This is a genomic window from Plantactinospora sonchi (assembly GCF_036422035.1).
In the GTDB taxonomy this organism is placed as follows: Bacteria; Actinomycetota; Actinomycetes; order Mycobacteriales; family Micromonosporaceae; genus Plantactinospora; species Plantactinospora sonchi.
In genome coordinates this window covers 157,021-173,171 of the sequence record NZ_JAZGQK010000020.1, presented here as the reverse complement: position 1 = coordinate 173,171, position 16,151 = coordinate 157,021, and the positions used below count along the sequence as shown (strand labels likewise).

Annotated in this window: 13 protein-coding genes, 1 pseudogene and 1 riboswitch; of the genes and pseudogenes, 4 read left to right on the top strand and 10 right to left on the bottom strand. The window is 71.7% G+C overall.

What is annotated here, in order from left to right:
• Positions 1-67: 67 nt before the first annotated feature.
• The 4 genes and pseudogenes from V1633_RS23345 to V1633_RS23330 all read right to left on the bottom strand — a co-directional run.
• Positions 68-2,139 (bottom strand): annotated as a pseudogene (locus V1633_RS23345) (DUF5941 domain-containing protein); the annotation flags it as partial.
• Complete coding sequence (locus V1633_RS23340) at positions 2,139-2,885, bottom strand: ABC transporter ATP-binding protein (protein ID WP_331216526.1); 747 nt, start codon at positions 2,883-2,885, stop codon at positions 2,139-2,141. The gene V1633_RS23340 and the pseudogene V1633_RS23345, both read right to left, overlap by 1 nt.
• A complete protein-coding gene (locus V1633_RS23335) occupies positions 2,886-3,713 on the bottom strand; it encodes an ABC transporter permease (RefSeq protein WP_331216525.1) in 828 nt (275 codons plus the stop codon). It lies immediately after the preceding gene.
• Positions 3,714-3,960: 247 nt separating this feature from the next.
• Positions 3,961-5,331 (bottom strand): L-serine ammonia-lyase, encoded by a 1,371-nt coding sequence (locus V1633_RS23330; protein WP_331216524.1) that lies wholly within the window; start codon positions 5,329-5,331, stop codon positions 3,961-3,963.
• Positions 5,332-5,584: 253 nt separating this feature from the next.
• On the opposite strand from V1633_RS23330, the gene V1633_RS23325 reads away from it, so the two are divergent.
• Positions 5,585-5,788 carry a PspC domain-containing protein gene (locus V1633_RS23325; protein WP_331216523.1) on the top strand — a complete coding sequence of 68 codons (204 nt, stop codon included), beginning with the start codon at positions 5,585-5,587 and terminating at the stop codon, positions 5,786-5,788.
• A gap of 10 nt (positions 5,789-5,798) precedes the next feature.
• Here the strand turns inward: V1633_RS23325 and V1633_RS23320 are convergent, their stop codons facing one another.
• From V1633_RS23320 to V1633_RS23295, 6 genes are all read right to left on the bottom strand, one after another.
• Complete coding sequence (locus V1633_RS23320) at positions 5,799-6,683, bottom strand: hypothetical protein (RefSeq protein WP_331216522.1); 885 nt, start codon at positions 6,681-6,683, stop codon at positions 5,799-5,801.
• Positions 6,684-6,946: 263 nt separating this feature from the next.
• Entirely contained in the window at positions 6,947-8,455 is a 1,509-nt protein-coding gene (locus V1633_RS23315; RefSeq protein WP_331216521.1) for a hypothetical protein, read from the bottom strand.
• The gene (locus tag V1633_RS23310) at positions 8,452-9,480 is read right to left on the bottom strand and encodes a hypothetical protein (protein ID WP_331216520.1); all 1,029 of its coding nucleotides are present in this window, start codon (positions 9,478-9,480) and stop codon (positions 8,452-8,454) included. Before V1633_RS23310 ends, V1633_RS23315 begins: the two co-directional genes overlap by 4 nt.
• Before the next feature lie 529 nt (positions 9,481-10,009).
• A complete protein-coding gene (locus V1633_RS23305; protein WP_331216519.1) occupies positions 10,010-11,185 on the bottom strand; it encodes a hypothetical protein in 1,176 nt (391 codons plus the stop codon).
• Complete coding sequence (locus tag V1633_RS23300) at positions 11,182-11,703, bottom strand: SigE family RNA polymerase sigma factor (protein ID WP_331216518.1); 522 nt, start codon at positions 11,701-11,703, stop codon at positions 11,182-11,184. Before V1633_RS23300 ends, V1633_RS23305 begins: the two co-directional genes overlap by 4 nt.
• Before the next feature lie 201 nt (positions 11,704-11,904).
• Entirely contained in the window at positions 11,905-12,720 is an 816-nt protein-coding gene (locus tag V1633_RS23295; protein WP_331216517.1) for a DUF4230 domain-containing protein, read from the bottom strand.
• A gap of 224 nt (positions 12,721-12,944) precedes the next feature.
• Positions 12,945-13,034, top strand: a riboswitch (ZMP/ZTP riboswitch).
• A 25-nt stretch (positions 13,035-13,059) separates the two neighbouring features.
• Between V1633_RS23295 and V1633_RS23290 the strand changes: the two genes are divergently transcribed.
• From V1633_RS23290 to V1633_RS23280, 3 genes are all read left to right on the top strand, one after another.
• Positions 13,060-13,953, top strand: a complete 894-nt coding sequence (locus V1633_RS23290) for a bifunctional 5,10-methylenetetrahydrofolate dehydrogenase/5,10-methenyltetrahydrofolate cyclohydrolase (RefSeq protein WP_407952086.1) — start codon at positions 13,060-13,062, stop codon at positions 13,951-13,953.
• Between the two features lie 122 nt (positions 13,954-14,075).
• Positions 14,076-14,579, top strand: a complete 504-nt coding sequence (locus V1633_RS23285; RefSeq protein ID WP_331216516.1) for a sigma-70 family RNA polymerase sigma factor — start codon at positions 14,076-14,078, stop codon at positions 14,577-14,579.
• 13 nt (positions 14,580-14,592) lie between these two features.
• A complete protein-coding gene (locus tag V1633_RS23280; RefSeq protein WP_331216515.1) occupies positions 14,593-16,020 on the top strand; it encodes an extracellular solute-binding protein in 1,428 nt (475 codons plus the stop codon).
• The last annotated feature ends 131 nt before the right edge of the window (positions 16,021-16,151 follow it).

Below are 16,151 nucleotides of genomic sequence, written 5' to 3'. Positions count from 1 at the left end.
GCGGCGTTACCCGTTCCATTCCCGCCTCCCCGTACCGCCGGCGGCGGTCGGGTCCGCTCCGGCGCCGACCGGGGTGGCGACCTCCGGACCGGCTGTCGCCGCGTCGGCCCCGGCCGGCCGTCGTGGGCCGGGAATGCCGCGCGGTGTCCAGCCCCGGAGCGCGTTCACCGCGAAGATCACCGTCAGGTAGCCGGCGAGCAGCAGCATCGCCCACCGCGCGGCGGTCGGGCCGAGCAGCGTGGCGAAGGCGAGGATCAGCAGCCGGCCGTCCCAGCCGAGGCCGAGGGAGTGCAGCAGTGGTGCGGATTCCCGCTTCTCCAGTCGGGCGGTGAGGTCGTAGTGCCGCAGCGCCAATACGAACAGTAACGCGAACGTCACCGCTTCGGGGGCACCGACCAGGACTCCGACCGCGATCACCAGCAGATACTCGGCGGCCCGCAACCCGGCCGGCACGAGCCAGTCCAGCGCGCCGCCGTGCGGCACCCGCGCCGGCACCGCGGCGAGCAGCACCACCAGGACGGCGAGCGGCACCACCCACCGGGCGGATCCGGCGCCGAGCCCGGCCAGGCCGGCCACGAGCAGGCCCAGGCTGATCAGCGCCCCGAGCACCGCGAACGGCAGCGGCCCGGGCAGCCCGGCATTCCGGCCGAGCCCGGCCAGCCAACGCGCCACCGGCCCGTCGTCGCGGTGCAGTCCGGTGTCCACCCCGGTCAGCACCGCCACCCGCATCGACCGGGCCCGCACCGTCCGCAGCGCCAGCGTGTACGCGGCCGCCAGAGCGCCCCAGACCAGTACCGCGACCAGGCTCACCAACGGGCTGAACAGCGCCACGGTCAGCGCGATCAGCGCCCAGCGCTCCCCGATCGGGAAGACCACGGTCCGCTTCAGCCAGTACGACACCGATCCGGTGTCCGCCTGCACCTTGTTCGAGGCGGCGCTGAGCCGGGCGCCGAGGCCACCCGGCGGGGCCGCCCCGGTCGGCCGGGGCCGTTTCGCCGCCTCGTCGTGCAGTGCGCCGTACCAGGTGTCGGTCATGTGCCGGACCGTCTGCAGGGTGATCGCGGCGATGCCGAGCGCCCAGCCGTACTCGAATCCGGCCCGTTCCGCGCCGACCGCGAGGCCGGCGTAGACCAGGTACTCCTTGGCCCGGTCGGCGATGGTGTCCAGCCAGCCGCCCCACGGGCTGAAGTGCCGGGTGTAGCGGGCGAGCTGCCCGTCCACGCAGTCCAGCATGAAGCCGAGGTAGAGCAGCACCGCGCCGGCGACCAGGGCCGGCCGGTCGCCGTAGGCGAAGAGCAGCGCCGCCACCCCGGCGAAGAGCACCGAGATCGCGGTGACCCCGGTCGGGGTGAGCCGCAGCCGGGCGCAGACCTTGGTCACCCAGGGGGACCAGGTGCTGACGAAGAACGTGGTGAAGAAGTCGTCCTTCTCCTTGACCGAGAGCCGCAGTTCGGCCCGGTCCGAGTCGACCGCCGCCACGGCGGCCTCGGCGGCGGTCACCTCGGCCGGTCCGTCGACCCGCCGGGCGACGAGCAGGCGTACCCGGTGGGCGAAGATCGTCATGCCGGGCACGGCGGTGTCGCCGACCCGGGCGAGTTCGGCGAGCAGCCGGTCCAGCACGGGCACCGGGTCGCCCCCGGCCGTCGGGGTGTCCGTCGCGTGGGCGGGCGCCTCGGCACCCGCCAGCGACCGGGCGGCGGCGACCAGGGCCGGCAGGTCGGCCACGCCGACCCGTACCGCGCCGCCGGAGGCGCCGGTCGGCGCGGCGGTCAGCGTCGCGACGCCGCCCGACCCGGTCGGGGCCGCGACGCCGGCCGCGACCACCTGGTTGCGCTCCTCGACCACGCCGACCGGGCCGGCCTCCGGGTCCGGCAGCACCAGGGCCACCGTGCCGGGCAGCGGACTGGTGGCCAGGTGCCGGAGTACGGCGGTGTGCGCGACCAGGTCGCCGGAGCAGAGCAGTACGGGTTCCCGGGCGGTGCCGGCGAGCACCGCCACCTCGGCCAGGTCATCGGTGATGACCACGTCGCGGGCGCCCGCCGCCCGCAGTTGTTCCCGCAGTTCGGCGGCGAGCGGCTTGCCGTCGGAGCGGGTCAGCGGCGCTCCGGGCCGGGTGGGGGTGAGCAGGATCGCCAGCATCACGGCCTGACCACGTCGTGGTATGCGTCGAGCGCCTCGCGTATGGTGCCGTCCACCCGCAATCGACCTCCGTCGAAGTAGAGTCCCCGGCCACAGAACCGGGTGAGATCGTTCTCGTTGTGCGAAACCAGCATCACGGTCCGGCCCTCGGCGATCAGCCGGTCGATGGTGTCGTAGCACTTCTTCCGGAAATCGGCGTCGCCGACCGCGGTCACCTCGTCCATGAGCAGGATCGGGTGCGGCAGTTGGGCGATCACCGAGAAGCCCAGCCGGACCTTCATCCCGGACGAGTAGTGCCGGACCGGGGTGTCGATCGCCTTCTCGATCTGCTCCCCGGCGAAGGCGACGATCTCGTCGAAGTGCCGCCGCAGGAAGCTGGGGCTGAGTCCGTGCAGGGAACCGACCAGGTGCACGTTCTCCCGACCGGTCAGGTCGTTGGAGAACCCGGCGGAGAGTTCCAGTAGCGGTGCCACGGTGCCGTGTACCCGGATCCGGCCCTCGTCCGGGATCAGCACCCCGGCGATCAGCCGGAGCAGGGTGCTCTTGCCGGTGCCGTTGCGGCCGATGATCCCGACCGTGTCACCGGCCGCCACGGTGAAGGAGACGTCGCGCAGCGGCCAGAACACCCCGGCCGATGGCTGCCGGCCGCCCCGGTGGATGAACATCTCCCGCAGTCGCAGGTTGCGCCGCCGGTTGCGGACGAACTGGATCCCCAGGTTCGTCGCCTCGATCATCGGCTCGCCCACCTACAGCTCCTTGAGTACGGCGGGTTCGAGCCGACGGAACACCCAGGCGCCGGCGAGCAGGGTGAGCAGGCTGCCGCCGAGGGAGAGGCAGAGCAGTCGGGTGTCCGGGAACTCGTCCGGGTACCAGACCGCGTGGTGCAGTTGGAAGATCCCGACCAGCGGGTTGACCTCGTACGCGATCTTCACCCAGTCCGGCATGCCGGACTCCCGGACCAGACTGAGCGGATAGATGATCGGCGTGGCGTAGAAGAGCACCCGGGTGACCAGCCGGATCAGCCGCTCGATGTCCCGCATCAGCACGTTGAGTGAGGAGAGCAGCAGTGCCAGGCCGATCAGCAGCGTGGCCTGGACCAGGATCGCGAGTGGCAGGGCGAGCAGCCAGACGCCGAACTCGATCTTGTCGAGGGCGGCGTAGACCACCGCGACGGCGGCCAGGATCGGCAGCCCGGCCAGGTACTCGGCGAACCGGCCGGCGACCCGGCCGACCGGGAAGACCTCGCGGGGCAGGTTCATCGTGGTGATCAACCGGGCCTGCCCGGTGAGCGCGTTGGTCGCCTCGCTGATCGCCGAGTTGGTCCACATCCAGGCGAAGATCCCGGTGATCAGGAAGAGCGGGTACGACTCGGCGGCGTCGCCGAGGTGCCGGTGCGTGGCCGAGCGGTAGAGCAGGCCGAAGACGAAGAAGTAGATGGCGCCCATGCCGAGCGGCTCGATCAGCGACCAGAGGTAGCCGAGCACCGACTGCTGGTACTTGACCGCGAGGTCCCGGCGGACGAGCAGCCGCAGCGTGTTGCGGTGTGACCACACCGCCACCACGCCAGACGTCACCGCCGCCTCCCGCTTGTCATTCCGCGCCACCCGGGCAGTCGCTGACGCGGCATAGGGTACCAGTCGGGAAAACCGCCACAATGACGACTAACCGGGCCAGGCTTCCCGACCGGAGCACGCCGAACAGAACCGGGCGCCGCCAACGGGCCGCCCCGGCAACGCGCCAACGCTACCCGACAGCCGTCGGCACGCTACCTCACGGACGCCTGCCGTCCATCCCCCACGGAGTCCCGGCAGGGAGGTGCCGTCAGCACTCGATGACGTTGACCGCCAGACCGCCCCGGGCGGTCTCCTTGTACTTGACCTTCATGTCGGCACCGGTCTCCCGCATGGTCTTGATGACCTTGTCCAGCGAGACGGTGTGCTCCCCGTCCCCGCGCAACGCCAGCCGGGCCGCGGTGATCGCCTTGACGCTGGCCACCGCGTTCCGCTCGATGCACGGGATCTGCACCAGGCCGCCGACCGGGTCGCAGGTCAGCCCGAGGTTGTGCTCCATGCCGATCTCGGCGGCGTTCTCCACCTGGGCCGGGGTGCCGCCGAGCGCCTCGGCCAGCCCGGCCGCCGCCATCGAACAGGCCGAGCCGACCTCGCCCTGGCAGCCCACCTCGGCGCCCGAGATCGAGGCGTTCTCCTTGAACAGCACCCCGATCGCCGCCGCGGCCAGCAGGAACCGGACCACACCCTCCTCGGAGGCGCCGGGCGAGAACCGGGTGTAGTAGTGCAGCACCGCCGGGATGATCCCGGCCGCGCCGTTGGTCGGCGCGGTGACCACCCGGCCACCGGAGGCGTTCTCCTCGTTGACCGCGAGCGCGAAGAGGGTCACCCAGTCCATCACCCGCAGCGGGTCGGTGGAGGTCGGATCGGCCTCCAGACCGCGACGCAGCTCGGCCGCCCGGCGGCGGACCTTCAGCCCCCCGGGCAGCACGCCGTCGCGGGTGCTGCCCCGCTCGACGCACTCCCGCATCACCCGCCAGATCTCCAGCAGGCCGGCCCGGATCTCCGCCTCGCTGCGCCAGGAGCGCTCGTTGGCGAGCATGATGTCGCTGATCGACAGGCCGGTCCCGGTGGTCAGGGCGAGCAGTTCGGCCCCGGTGGTGAAGGGGTACCGGACCCTGGTGGTGTCCGGTTTGATGCGGTCCGCGCCGGTCGCGCTCTCGTCCACCACGAACCCGCCGCCGACCGAGTAGTAGGTCCGGGCCCGCAGCGGTTCACCCGCCACGTCGTACGCGGTGAAGGTCATCCCGTTCGGGTGGAACGGCAGCGACCGACGGCGGTGCAGCACCAGGTCCCGGTCGACGTCGAAGTCGACGACGTGCGCACCGAGCACGTTCAGCCGCCGTTCGGCGCGGACCCCGGCCACCGTCGCGGCGACGCCGTCCGGGTCCACCGTCTCCGGCGCCTCCCCGGCCAGGCCGAGCAGGACCGCCCGGTCACTGCCGTGCCCGTGTCCGGTGGCACCGAGCGAGCCGAACAGTTCGGCGTGGATCCGGTGGGTGAGCGCGAGCAGCCCGTCGGCCTTGAGCCCGGCGGCGAACGTCCGGGCGGCCCGCATCGGGCCGACGGTGTGCGAGCTGGACGGCCCGATCCCCACCGTGAACAGGTCGAAAGCGCTGATCATCGAAACTCCTCCCGGACCGGCCCCGTTGCCGCCCCCTGGCCCGGACACGGCTGCCGGTACTCCTCCAGCATGCCCCTGACCTGCCGGTTGGCGAGCCTACCCGGAGACGGTGACGCCGGCTTGCGGCCGTCCCTGGGGGGTACCTCCCTACGGGTACCGCCGTCGCGGATCCGCCTGCAGACCGAGGGCGGCACGACGGCCCGTTCCTACCGTGGAATCAGTCGCCCGTTCCACCCGTCAGCGAGGAGACACGATGAGCCGCAAGCTCACCCGCCCCCGGGACAACCGCATGATCGCCGGCGTCTGTGCCGGCCTGGCCCGCCGCTTCGGAATGTCCGCCGGGATGATGCGGCTGCTCTTTGTCCTCTCGGTGCTGCTGCCCGGCACCCAGGTGGTCATCTACCTGGCGCTGTGGATCATCATGCCGAACGAGGACCGCAGCTACGTCGCCGCGTAGCCGTACCGGCTCACCGTTGCCGTCGGCCCGGTGCGGGGGCCGACCGGATGTCCAGACCCAGCCGCTGTTCGGTGATGCGCCGGCGGATGCCACCGGCGGTCGCGGCGACCTCGTCGGCGAGTTCCGCGCACCGGTGGCGGCTCCGCCGGCGCAGCACGCTCAGCAGCCCGGCCTGGATGGCACACACGACCACCGCGAACCCGGCGACGACCGCCGCCGTACGCCAGAGCGGGCCGTCGAATCCGGAGCCGACCGCGAGCGCGGCGCCGACCACCGTCGCCCCGCTCCAGACCCCGACCCCGACCGCCACCACCGGATGGTCCCGCAACCATCGACCCAGGCCGCGGTCGCGGCGGGCGCGCAGCGCCGGCACGGTCACGTCGAGCAGTTCCGTCAGCAGCACGCCGAGCCGGTCCAGTTCCCCGGCTGGTAGGCCAGGCAGCCGGTCCGCCTCGGCCCGTATCCGACGCAGCACGTACCGGACCTTCACCCGGTCGTCGACCGGCACCACCTCCGGCGGCCACGCCTGCTCGAAGTCGGCCTGCCGTACGGCCCGGACGCCGGCCCAGGTGACCATGGCCAGTGGCAGCGGCAGCGCCATCAGCAGGCCCAGGTATTCCAGGGACCCGCTGTCCCCGGTGACGACGTTGATGCCGTACCCGCTGGTCGCGGCGACGAGGACGGCGGCGGCCGGCCCCCGGACGTGGGTGAGGTAGACGTCCTGCCGGGCCCCCTCCACCAGCCGGTCCAGCGGCCCGAACCAGGGCCGGAGCAGGTGTACGACGAGGTTCGCGACGAACACGACCAGCATGATCAGGATCGACCAGACCACAGCCGCGAAGAGCAGTGGCGGCTCCTCGGTGGCGGACGGCGCGGCCAGTGCGGTCAGGTCCACGACCCCGCAGGATAGTCGCCGGCCTCCCTCCAGCCACCCGCGCGGACCCCTGACCCGGTCGCCGGAGGAGCCGGGACGTCGATCCCTCCAGCCACCCGCGCGGACCCCTGACCCGGTCGCCGGAGGAGCCGGGACGTGGACAGGACGTCCCGGCTCCCCGGTCACCTGCCCCGGACCGGCCACTCCGGCTCCGCCGGCCCGGACCCCGGGCAGGGCAGGGCAGGGGTCAGCCGGCCGGGGAGGGGGCGTCGACCCCCGAACGGTCAGACGACCTTGATGCTGGACTGCGCCTCCAGCGGGCAGGGCAGGTTGGGGTCGAAGGCGATCTGGACCGCGCTGGCCACGAAGAACCCGCCGATGGTCTGGGCGGCGATCTGCGGCGGCGTGCCGGGTGCCACCCGGTTGACGTCCTGGGCGAAGACGTAGACCTTCCAGATGCCGTACGGGCTCTGGCCGGCCTTCTTCAGCTCGGGCAGCGCCTCCCGCAGGCGCAGACCGCCGGTGTAGACCCCGTCGGACGCCGAGTCGTCGAAACCGATGCCGTCGTCGGTCAACGGCACCAGGAAGTAGAGCCCCTGCGGGGCCCGGAACAGCACGAACGTGTACAGGTCCGGCCCGCTGAACAGGGTCGAGTCGGGCCGGGTGAAGGTCGAACGCACCCAGAGCGTGCCCGGTGAGGTGACGGTGTCCGGGGTGACCACCTTGACCTCGTCGGTGACGTGGATGTTGGTCTGCTCCTCGGCCACCTGGTGGTGGTACACGCCGCCGGTGGTGGTCCGCTCGTACGACCACCTCACCTCCGTCCGGTACGGCTTCCCGGCGTACGGCTCGTCGAGCAGCTTCCAGTGCGCCTCGACCCGCTCGCCGACGGTCAGCTCGCCGGGGCCGGGCGGGGTCGCCTCCTGACCACGCCAGTGCGGGTCGGCCTCGTCGGAGAGCGCCACCGCCAACGCGACCGAGGCGATCACCCCGGCCACCCCGGCGACGGTGAGTCCGCCCTTCAGCACGTCTCCCGGTGCCGGTTTGCAGCACTCGGTCACCACCCCGGGATCGGTCTCCTCGAACTCGCCCTTGATCCCGACGTGGAAGGTGCCCGCGCCGACCGCCGCCGCGATGATCCCGACGATCGCGGCGATGACCAGGATGATCAGCGCCAGCACCTTCCACCAAGGGTCCTCGAACGGCAGTTCACCGTGGGTGCCCGGGTAGGCGGGGTTCGGCACCCAGACCAGGGTGCAGCCGGTGGGGACGTACGGGCCGTGCCACGGTTTGCGCTTCTCGCCGTCCGGTTTCTCCCCCGCCCACCACTCGCCCTTGGCGGGCGGTACGACGGTCACCTTGGAGAGTTCGAGCCGCCCCTCCGGGATCTGGATCGAGTACGTCTTCGTCGTCTCGTCGTACCGGGTCTGGGAGACGAAGATCTGCCGGATCGTCCGGGCCGAGGTGAACCCGTCCGCCCGGGCGACGAAGCTGACCAGCGGCTTGCCGGGTGAGGCGTGCTGGAAGTCGGCCGCCCAGGAGACCAGCACCGAGGCGCCGGCCGGGATCCGGGCGAACGTGTACGTCTGCCCGGTCACCACGATCCCGGGGTCGCCGACGCTCTCCAGGTAGACGGTGACGTTGGTCAGGTCGCTGCCCGAGGTGTTGGTGTAGTGGCAGGCGATCCGCAGCTTGTAGAGCGCGTTGTCGAAGATGCCGTCCGGCAGCATCACGTTCGTGAACGGCTCGATGGCGAACGGCCGGGTCTGTACGGCCATCGGCGTGGCGCTCATCGGAGGCCCTCCTGACCGACGACCGCGAACGAGATGCCGCCGAGAGTCTGCTTCTCCTCCGACTCGATGACCTCCACCAGCTGGTACTCCCCGACGGCCAGGTCCCCGCCGCCGCGTACGGTCAGGTGGACCGGCACGCTGCGTCCGGCCGGCACCTCCAGCTCCAGTTCGGGTTCGCCGACGCCGTCGTTGGGGTCGGTGATCGGCTTTGTCGAGAACCCGACCTCGACCAGTCGCTTCTCCACCGGCCGGTGGTCGCGCAGTCCGAGCGTGGGCAGGGTCTCCTTGGGCAGTTCACCGCCGACCAGCGCACTGATCCGGACCCGCTTCGGCCTGCGGGGCGCGGCGGTGACGGTCAGGGTCAGCTTGAAGTCACTCTTCCCCACCGTGGCCAGGGTCAGGTTGCGCTGGGCCACGTTCGGATATCCGACCGGGTCGACGGCGTCCGGCAGCGGCGGGTCGTCGGGCAGGCTGGCGACCACCACCAGGCACTCGTGGCCGTTGTTGACGGTTACCACGTTCCACGGCACCAGGCAGAGCACCTCCTGGATGTCGCCGGCGGCGACGTCGGCGAACGCCGTACCGATGGGGTTGAGGGTGCTGTAGAACATCTGCACCGACGGGTTCCCCCAGTAGAACCGGAGTTGGACGCCGATGGCGTCGGTCCGTCCGGTGTTCTGCACCCGGGCCCACACGTAGGCCACGTCACCGGCGGCCGGGGTGCCGGGTACGCCGTTGGGGTCGGTGCCCGGGACGACCCAGATGTCCGGGCTGAGCCACCAGTGCGGCGACCCGTCGCGAATCAGCAGGTCGGCTCCGGTGGAGCGGAGTCTGGTGCGGGCGCCCGGGCTGGCCGAGGCCGCGCCCACCCCGTCGGGGACGGGTCGGCCGGCCGGCGCCGCGCCGGCGTTGGCCGCTGACGGTACGCCGAGCGAGCCGAGTGTCACCGCCGCCAGCGTCGTCCCCCCGGAGATCCTGATTAGATCACGCCGGGACACCGGCATGTTCTCCAGATGATCGGTCACTGCGTTTCCCCCTTTGTCCCGATCTCGAAACAGATCGATAGAGGTCGATGAAATCGGCTCCAATACTCCCCCGGTCAGAAATACGGATTTCTTGACGGGACGGGTGACCCGAATCGACCCCGGCGTCAGTCTGGCACGGCCGACGGGCCGTCGATGACGAACTGTCGGCGGATGGACTCCTCCGCCGACCTGCGAATTCAGGCCGATGGCGGTTGACCGGACGAGTCGGGTCCATTCCCTACCATCCGCCGTTTCAACGACAACGGCGACGCGGGTGGGAAGCCCCGCGCCGCCGTTGCGCCGCACCCTCGTCCGGCGGAACGAGTTTCGTCACGCCGTTGCTCCGGGTCGATCCGTGCCATTTCCGAAGCCGGATCCGCCCTTGCCGCGAAGGGTCGGATCCGCGCCATTTCCGAAGCCGGATCCGCCCCTGTCACGAAGGGCCGGATCCGCGCCATTTCCGAAGCCGGATCCGCGCCGATTCCGAAGCCGGGCCCGCCCCTGGCACGAAGGGCCGGACCCACGCCGTTCAGAGGGTCAGCTTCTCCGCGGCGGCAGGCAGGCCGTCGGCCGGGCCGATGAACGTCTGCTGTGGCTCGTCAGCCGCCGGACGGACGTTCCGGACGACCTTGCCGGCCAGGTCGACCACCAGCAGCTGGTCCTCCCGGTCCGCGCCCTGCGGAGCGGAGTCGGCGAAGACCCACAGCAGCAGATGGTCGTCGTCGGTCCAGCCCACCAGCCGGGCCGGCCGGCCCAGGTCCACCACACCCTCCGAGACTCCGGTCGCGGCGTCGGCGACGGTCACCTTCGTCGGACCCGGGGCGTACCGGTCGACCAGCGCCAGCCGGCTGCCGTCCGGCGAGAACCCGGCGGCGTCGAGCAGCGACGCACTGGCCGGGACCGTCCGCACCAGCCGACCGGTGAGGTCGTAGAAGCGGATGCCGGTCACCGAGTCCGGCTGGCTCTCGTCGACGCTCCGACTGGTGGTCAGGACGAGGCCGGCTCCGTCTGGCGTCCAGACCAGGCTGAGGCCCTGTGCGTTCTCCGTCGACACGTCCGCCAGGGGCACGAAGCGCGTCTGCAGCGTCGCCGCGTCGGTGAGCAGGAAACCGGCCGGTGCGTCCAACTTGGGCCGGTAGGTGAAGAGGACCTGCCGACCGTCGGGAGACCAGCTACCGGAGTCCGCGTACCCCCAGACGTTGGCGGCACCCACGTCGGGGGTGGGCAGCCACCGGACCTCCCCGCCGACCCGGTCCAGGATCCCGACCCGGGTCGGATGGGCCGCACCGTTGTCGCCCGTACCCACCAGCACCTGGCTGCCGTCCGGTGACGGCATGGCGAACCGGTACGGCAACCGGTCGTAGTGGCCCGTCTTCCGGTTCAGCACCATCGAGTACTCGAACGCGGGGCTCGGGTCCTCGACCTGAGGGTCGCGGATGCCGCTGTAGGAGGTGACCACCGAGCTGCGCGAGTAGGTACCAGCCACCTGTTCGGCCGTGCCGTCGCCCGCCGGTACGACGCCGACGAGCAGCCCGACCAGCGCCGCACAGAGCGCGGTGGCCAGACCGCCGCCCGCGGTCAGTCGGGTGATCCGTTGCCGTCGGGCCCGCGCGAGCGTGACCCGCGCCAACCCGGAGGGCGGTGGAGCGGAGTCGGCCAGTTCCTCGAATACGTTCCGGATGGTCCCGGTGACGTGCGGATTCATCGGCCTGCGGTCTCCTTCACCTGGAGGATGTCGAGCTTGGGGCAGAGTTCACGGAGTCGGGTGAGCGCACGGGCCGCCTGACTACGTACGGTCGACTCGGAGCAGCCCAGGATCTGGGCGATCTCGCTGTCCGGCCGGTCCTCGAAGTAGCGCAGCACCAGCACCGCGCGGCGTTTGGGAGGCAGCAGCGCCAGCGCCTGTCGCAGCGCGAGGTGGAGGTCGACGGTGGCGGTGCCGTCGCCGGTGGAGACCTCCGGCACCCGCTCGGCGCTCACCTCGCGACGTCTCCGCAGGCTGCGCCACCAACTCGTCTGCTCGCGGTACAGCGCCGTCCGCAGGTACGCCTCCGGCGCGTCGGCGCGGATCCGGGCCCAGTGTCGGACACTACGGGTCAACACCGTCTGTAACAGGTCCTCGGCCTGTTGCCGGTGCCCGGTCAGGGCCAGCGCGGTGCGGAACAGTGCGTGCGACCGGGCCTCGATGAACTCGCTGAACTCCCTCTCGAGGTCAGCGTCCATGTTTGTGCCTGTCAGTCATACCGTCTCCAACGCCGGCACCGCGACGCCCGCTGCCTCGGTGCGGAGAAAATCCGTCCCGACGCCACCGGCGGTGCCGTACGCCCAGCGGAGGCAGTTGCTGACAGTAACGGAGCCTGGCAACAGCAACGGCGGCGCGGAATGACCCGCGCCGCCGTTGAGCGGTTGGCCGTCCGGGATGTCCTACGGCTGGGTGTAGGTGATGGTGACCTGCTCGTAGCCGAGCGAGCGGAGCAGTTGCTCCAGCATCTTCCGGGTGTTCTCCTGGGCCCGCTCGCCGAGCCCGCTGCTCTTCGCCGACTCGGCGATCTTCTGCTCGGCCTTGAGGTAGGTCTCGCGCTGCCGGTTCGGGTCACCGCCGAAGACCTCACCGAGCCGGTTGAGGATGCCCCGGTCCTCGGCGAAGACGTAGCTGCGTTCCAGGTCGAGGTTGACCTGACCGAGCTGCGGCGCCGGCAGCTTGATCTCGACCGACTTCTTGTCCGGCGACTGGACGATCGCCCCCTCGCTGATCTGCCCGAAGTCGACGTACGCGTCGACGGTGCCGGCACCGACGAAGAGGGTGCGCTCACCGAGCAGGAAGTCCGGGACGTACCGGCGGTTCTGCTCCAGGTCGACGACCACCTCGAAGTTGCCCTCCGCCGCGACGTACCGGCTGAGGTCCTGGATCGACTTCAGCAGCGGCGGCTGGCTGCGGTCGGTCTGCTCCTTGGCGAACGGATTGCGGAAGTCCGGCAGGATGCCGCTGAGCTGCGCCCCGAGGGTCAGCACCGCGACCAGGCCGATGACGCCGACCAGGACGAAGATGCCGCGCCCCCACCGGCCACCGCCGGACGGTTCCAGCTCGGTGGTGGTGTGGTCAGTGACGGGCCGTGCGGCGTCGAACGGCGTGGTCTCGCTCTCGTGCGCCCACGGATCCGCCGGGGCGGGTGACACCTGCCCCTTGGCGTAACCGGGAACCTCACGCGTGGGCTGGTTGACATCACCTGGTCGGGACATCGCGCCCTCACCGTCCTTGTCAGAGAAGCACCTGAATCAAACGGTACGGCCCCGGTACGACACGCGCGAGTCGAATGTCCGGGACCTGGACCGCTCTCACGTTCACGCAGCTCAACGTCGGTGTCGTACGCCGGTTCTGCGCCCGCCTCCGAACCCGGGCGGCCCTGCCGTGCCGGTGCCGGTCACGCCCCTGCGCCCGGGCCCCGCCCGCAGTACGCTGGCCACGGCGGTTCCGCGACTGGCGCGGGTGGAGCACCACCGGGGAACGGACCGCCCGGACCTGCACTCCGTCGCCGTACGCCTGGGCGCCGGGGCCTTCCACCGTCGAGAGGAAGCCCCGTGACCGTGACCGAGAACCCGACCCACACCGCCCGACCACTGCCCGGCGGTCCGGTCGCCGAGGCGGTCTTCGCCGAGATCACCGCCCGGGTCGCCGCGCTGCGGGCCGCCGGTGTCGTACCGAGCCTGGCGACCATCCTGGTCGGCGACGACCCGGCCAGCGCCGGCTACATCCGGATGAAGCAGGAGCGCGCCGCCGAACTCGGCTTCGCCTCCCCGCACATCCACCTGTCGGCCACCGCCACCCCGGCGGACCTGCTCTGGGCGATCGGGGCGTACAACAGGGATCCGGACGTGCACGCGATCCTGGTCCAGCACCCGACCCCGCCGCAGCTCGACTACGCGGAGACGATCCTCGCCATCGACCCGGCGAAGGACGTCGACGGGCTGCACCCGGAGAACCTGGGCCGGCTCGCCGCCGGCCTGCCCGGCCCGGTGCCGTGCACCCCGGCCGGGATCGAGGCGCTGCTCGCCTTCCACGAGATCCCGGTCGCCGGCCGGGACGTGGTCGTCCTCGGCCGGGGTACCACCCTCGGCCGTCCCCTCTCCCTGCTGCTCAGTCAGAAGCGGGCCACCGCCGACGCGGCGGTGACGGTGGTGCACAGTGGCGTACCCGGCTGGGAGCGGCACACCCGGCGGGCCGACATCGTGGTCGCCGCGGTCGGCGTACCCGGGATCGTCCGGCCGGAGCACCTGCGACCCGGCGCGGTCGCGATCGGCGGCGGGGTCCGGTACGAGGGCCGTCGACTCCTGCCCGACCTGGACGAGTCGTGCGCGACGGTCGCCGGCGCGATCACGCCCCGGGTCGGCGGGGTCGGCCCGACCACCGTCGCGATGCTCTTCCGCAACGCCGTCGAGCTGGCCGAGCGGCAGACCGGCCTGCCCGCCGCCTGAGGTGTCAGGAAGGGCCCCTGTACAACCGGAAACGATAATAGGGGGCCCTTCCTCGCACCCGATAGATTCCTTGGAGCGGATCGACGGCGCTCGGCGTTTGTAGTCCGACAGGAGGGACCCCGATGGCCCATGGCGCGTTCAGCGACGCCGAGGACTTCGCTCGGGCGCGCCTGGACGCACTGCGGCGGTTCGCGTACCTGATCAGCGGCAGTGCCGCCGAGGCGGACGACCTGGCCCAGATCGCGGTGGTCGAGGTCTGGCAGCGGTGGCGCAAGGCGCGGGAGAACCCCGAGGCGTACGCCCGGCAGGTCATCGTGACCCGCAACGTCAGCCGGTGGCGGCGGTGGCGGCGGGAGGTACCGACCGACGAGGTGGACCACCGGCCGGACGACCCGGCCGGGGCGGTGGTCAGCAACGGCGCGCTGTGGCAGGCGTTGCAGGATCTCGGCAAGCCCGAACGTACCGTCGTGGTCCTGCACGTGCTCTACCGCTACACGTTCAGCGAGATCGCCGGGATCTGCGGTGAGCCGCCGGGGACGGTTTCCAGCCGGTACGCGCGAGCCAGGCGCGCCCTGCGGGCGCATCTGGGGAACGCCCGGCCGACGATTCGGAGCGTACGTGGTTGACGAGACTGGTCCCGTGGACGATCGGCGACTCGCCGACGAGGTTGCCGCCACGCTGTCCGAGGCGCAGGCCGCGCTGCCGGCGGCCGGCCCGGACACGTTGGCGGCGATCCGCCGCCGGTACCGCCGTGGCCGGCAGCGGCGGGCCGGGCTGGCCAGCGTGGCGGCGGCGGTCCTGGTGCTCGCCGTGACCCTCACCGGCAGCCAGTTGATGCGGGGCAACGGCCTGGTCCCGCCGCCGACGGCGGACGGGAACGCGACGATCCGGGTCTGGGCGATCACCCCGCCGGTCCGGGATTCCGCGCTGCAGGAGTTGGTCAAGCGGTACGCCAGGGAGACCGGCGTCCAGGTGGAACTCTCCATCTTCGGCAACGAGGAGTACAAGGAGCGGCTGCGTACCGTCGGCGAGGATCCGGACGGCCCGGACGTCTTCGTGAGCTGGGGTGGGGCGGAGCTGTCCCGGCTCGCCCGGGCCGGCCGGTTGCTCGACCTGACCGGGCCGCTGCGGGAGCAGCCCGGGGTGGTCGAGCGGTTCCTGCCGGACGTGCTGGCCGGCGGCGCGGTGGACGGCCGCCAGTACGGACTGCCGATGAGCGGTACGCATCCGGTGGTGCTCTTCTACAACCGGGACGTCTTCACCCGGGCCGACCTGCGTCCCCCGCGTACCTACGCCGAGTTGCTCCACCTGGTCGACCGGTTCTCCGCCGACGGGACCATTCCACTGGCGCTCGGCGGCGCCCAGGGCTGGACCGAGCTGATGTACGTGATGTACCTGGCGGAACGGATCGGCGGCCCCGGTACGACGGCGGACATCGTCGCCGGCCGGCCCGGTGCCTGGACGAAGCCGGCGGTGCTGCGGGCCCTGCACGACGCCCGGGAACTCGCCGAACGGGGGGCCTTCGGTGCCGACTTCGACTCGGCCGGTTACGACGACGGCACCGCGGGTCGGCGGCTGGCCAGCGGCGAGGCCGCGATGCAGCTGATGGGGACCTGGGAGTACCCCACCCAACTCGGCCGGAACTCCGACTTCGTCCTCGACGGCCGGCTCGGTTGGGTGCCGTTCCCGACGGTCGCCGGTGGGGCCGGGGACCCGGCGGACCTGGTCGGGGTGCCGGCGCAGTACATCTCGGTCGCCGGGGACAGCCGGCACCGGACGGCGGCGGTCGACTTCGTCCGGGCGGTCGCCGGTGACACGTACCTCGACGACCTGGTCGCCGACGGTGAGGTGCCGCCGGTCGTCGACGCGGCGGCGCGGCTGCGGGACACCACGCACGCGGAGTTCACCACCTCGATCTCGGCGCTGGTGGCTGGGGCGCCCTCCTACAGCCTGGCCTGGGACCAGGCGGTGGATCCGCAGACCGCGACGAGGCTCAACACCAATCTGCGGCGGCTGTTCCGGTCGGAGCTGACCGCCGAACAGTTCGCGGCGTTGATGTCCAACTAGGGGTGTCCCAAATACCATTCACGCTGCCCGATGGCCAGAGGTGAACCGGCCTCAGCGGTGTCGGATCTCTGACAACGCGCGGTGCAGCAATTCGCCGCCCGGCGCGCGTTCGAGGGGAGATCCACGCGTAC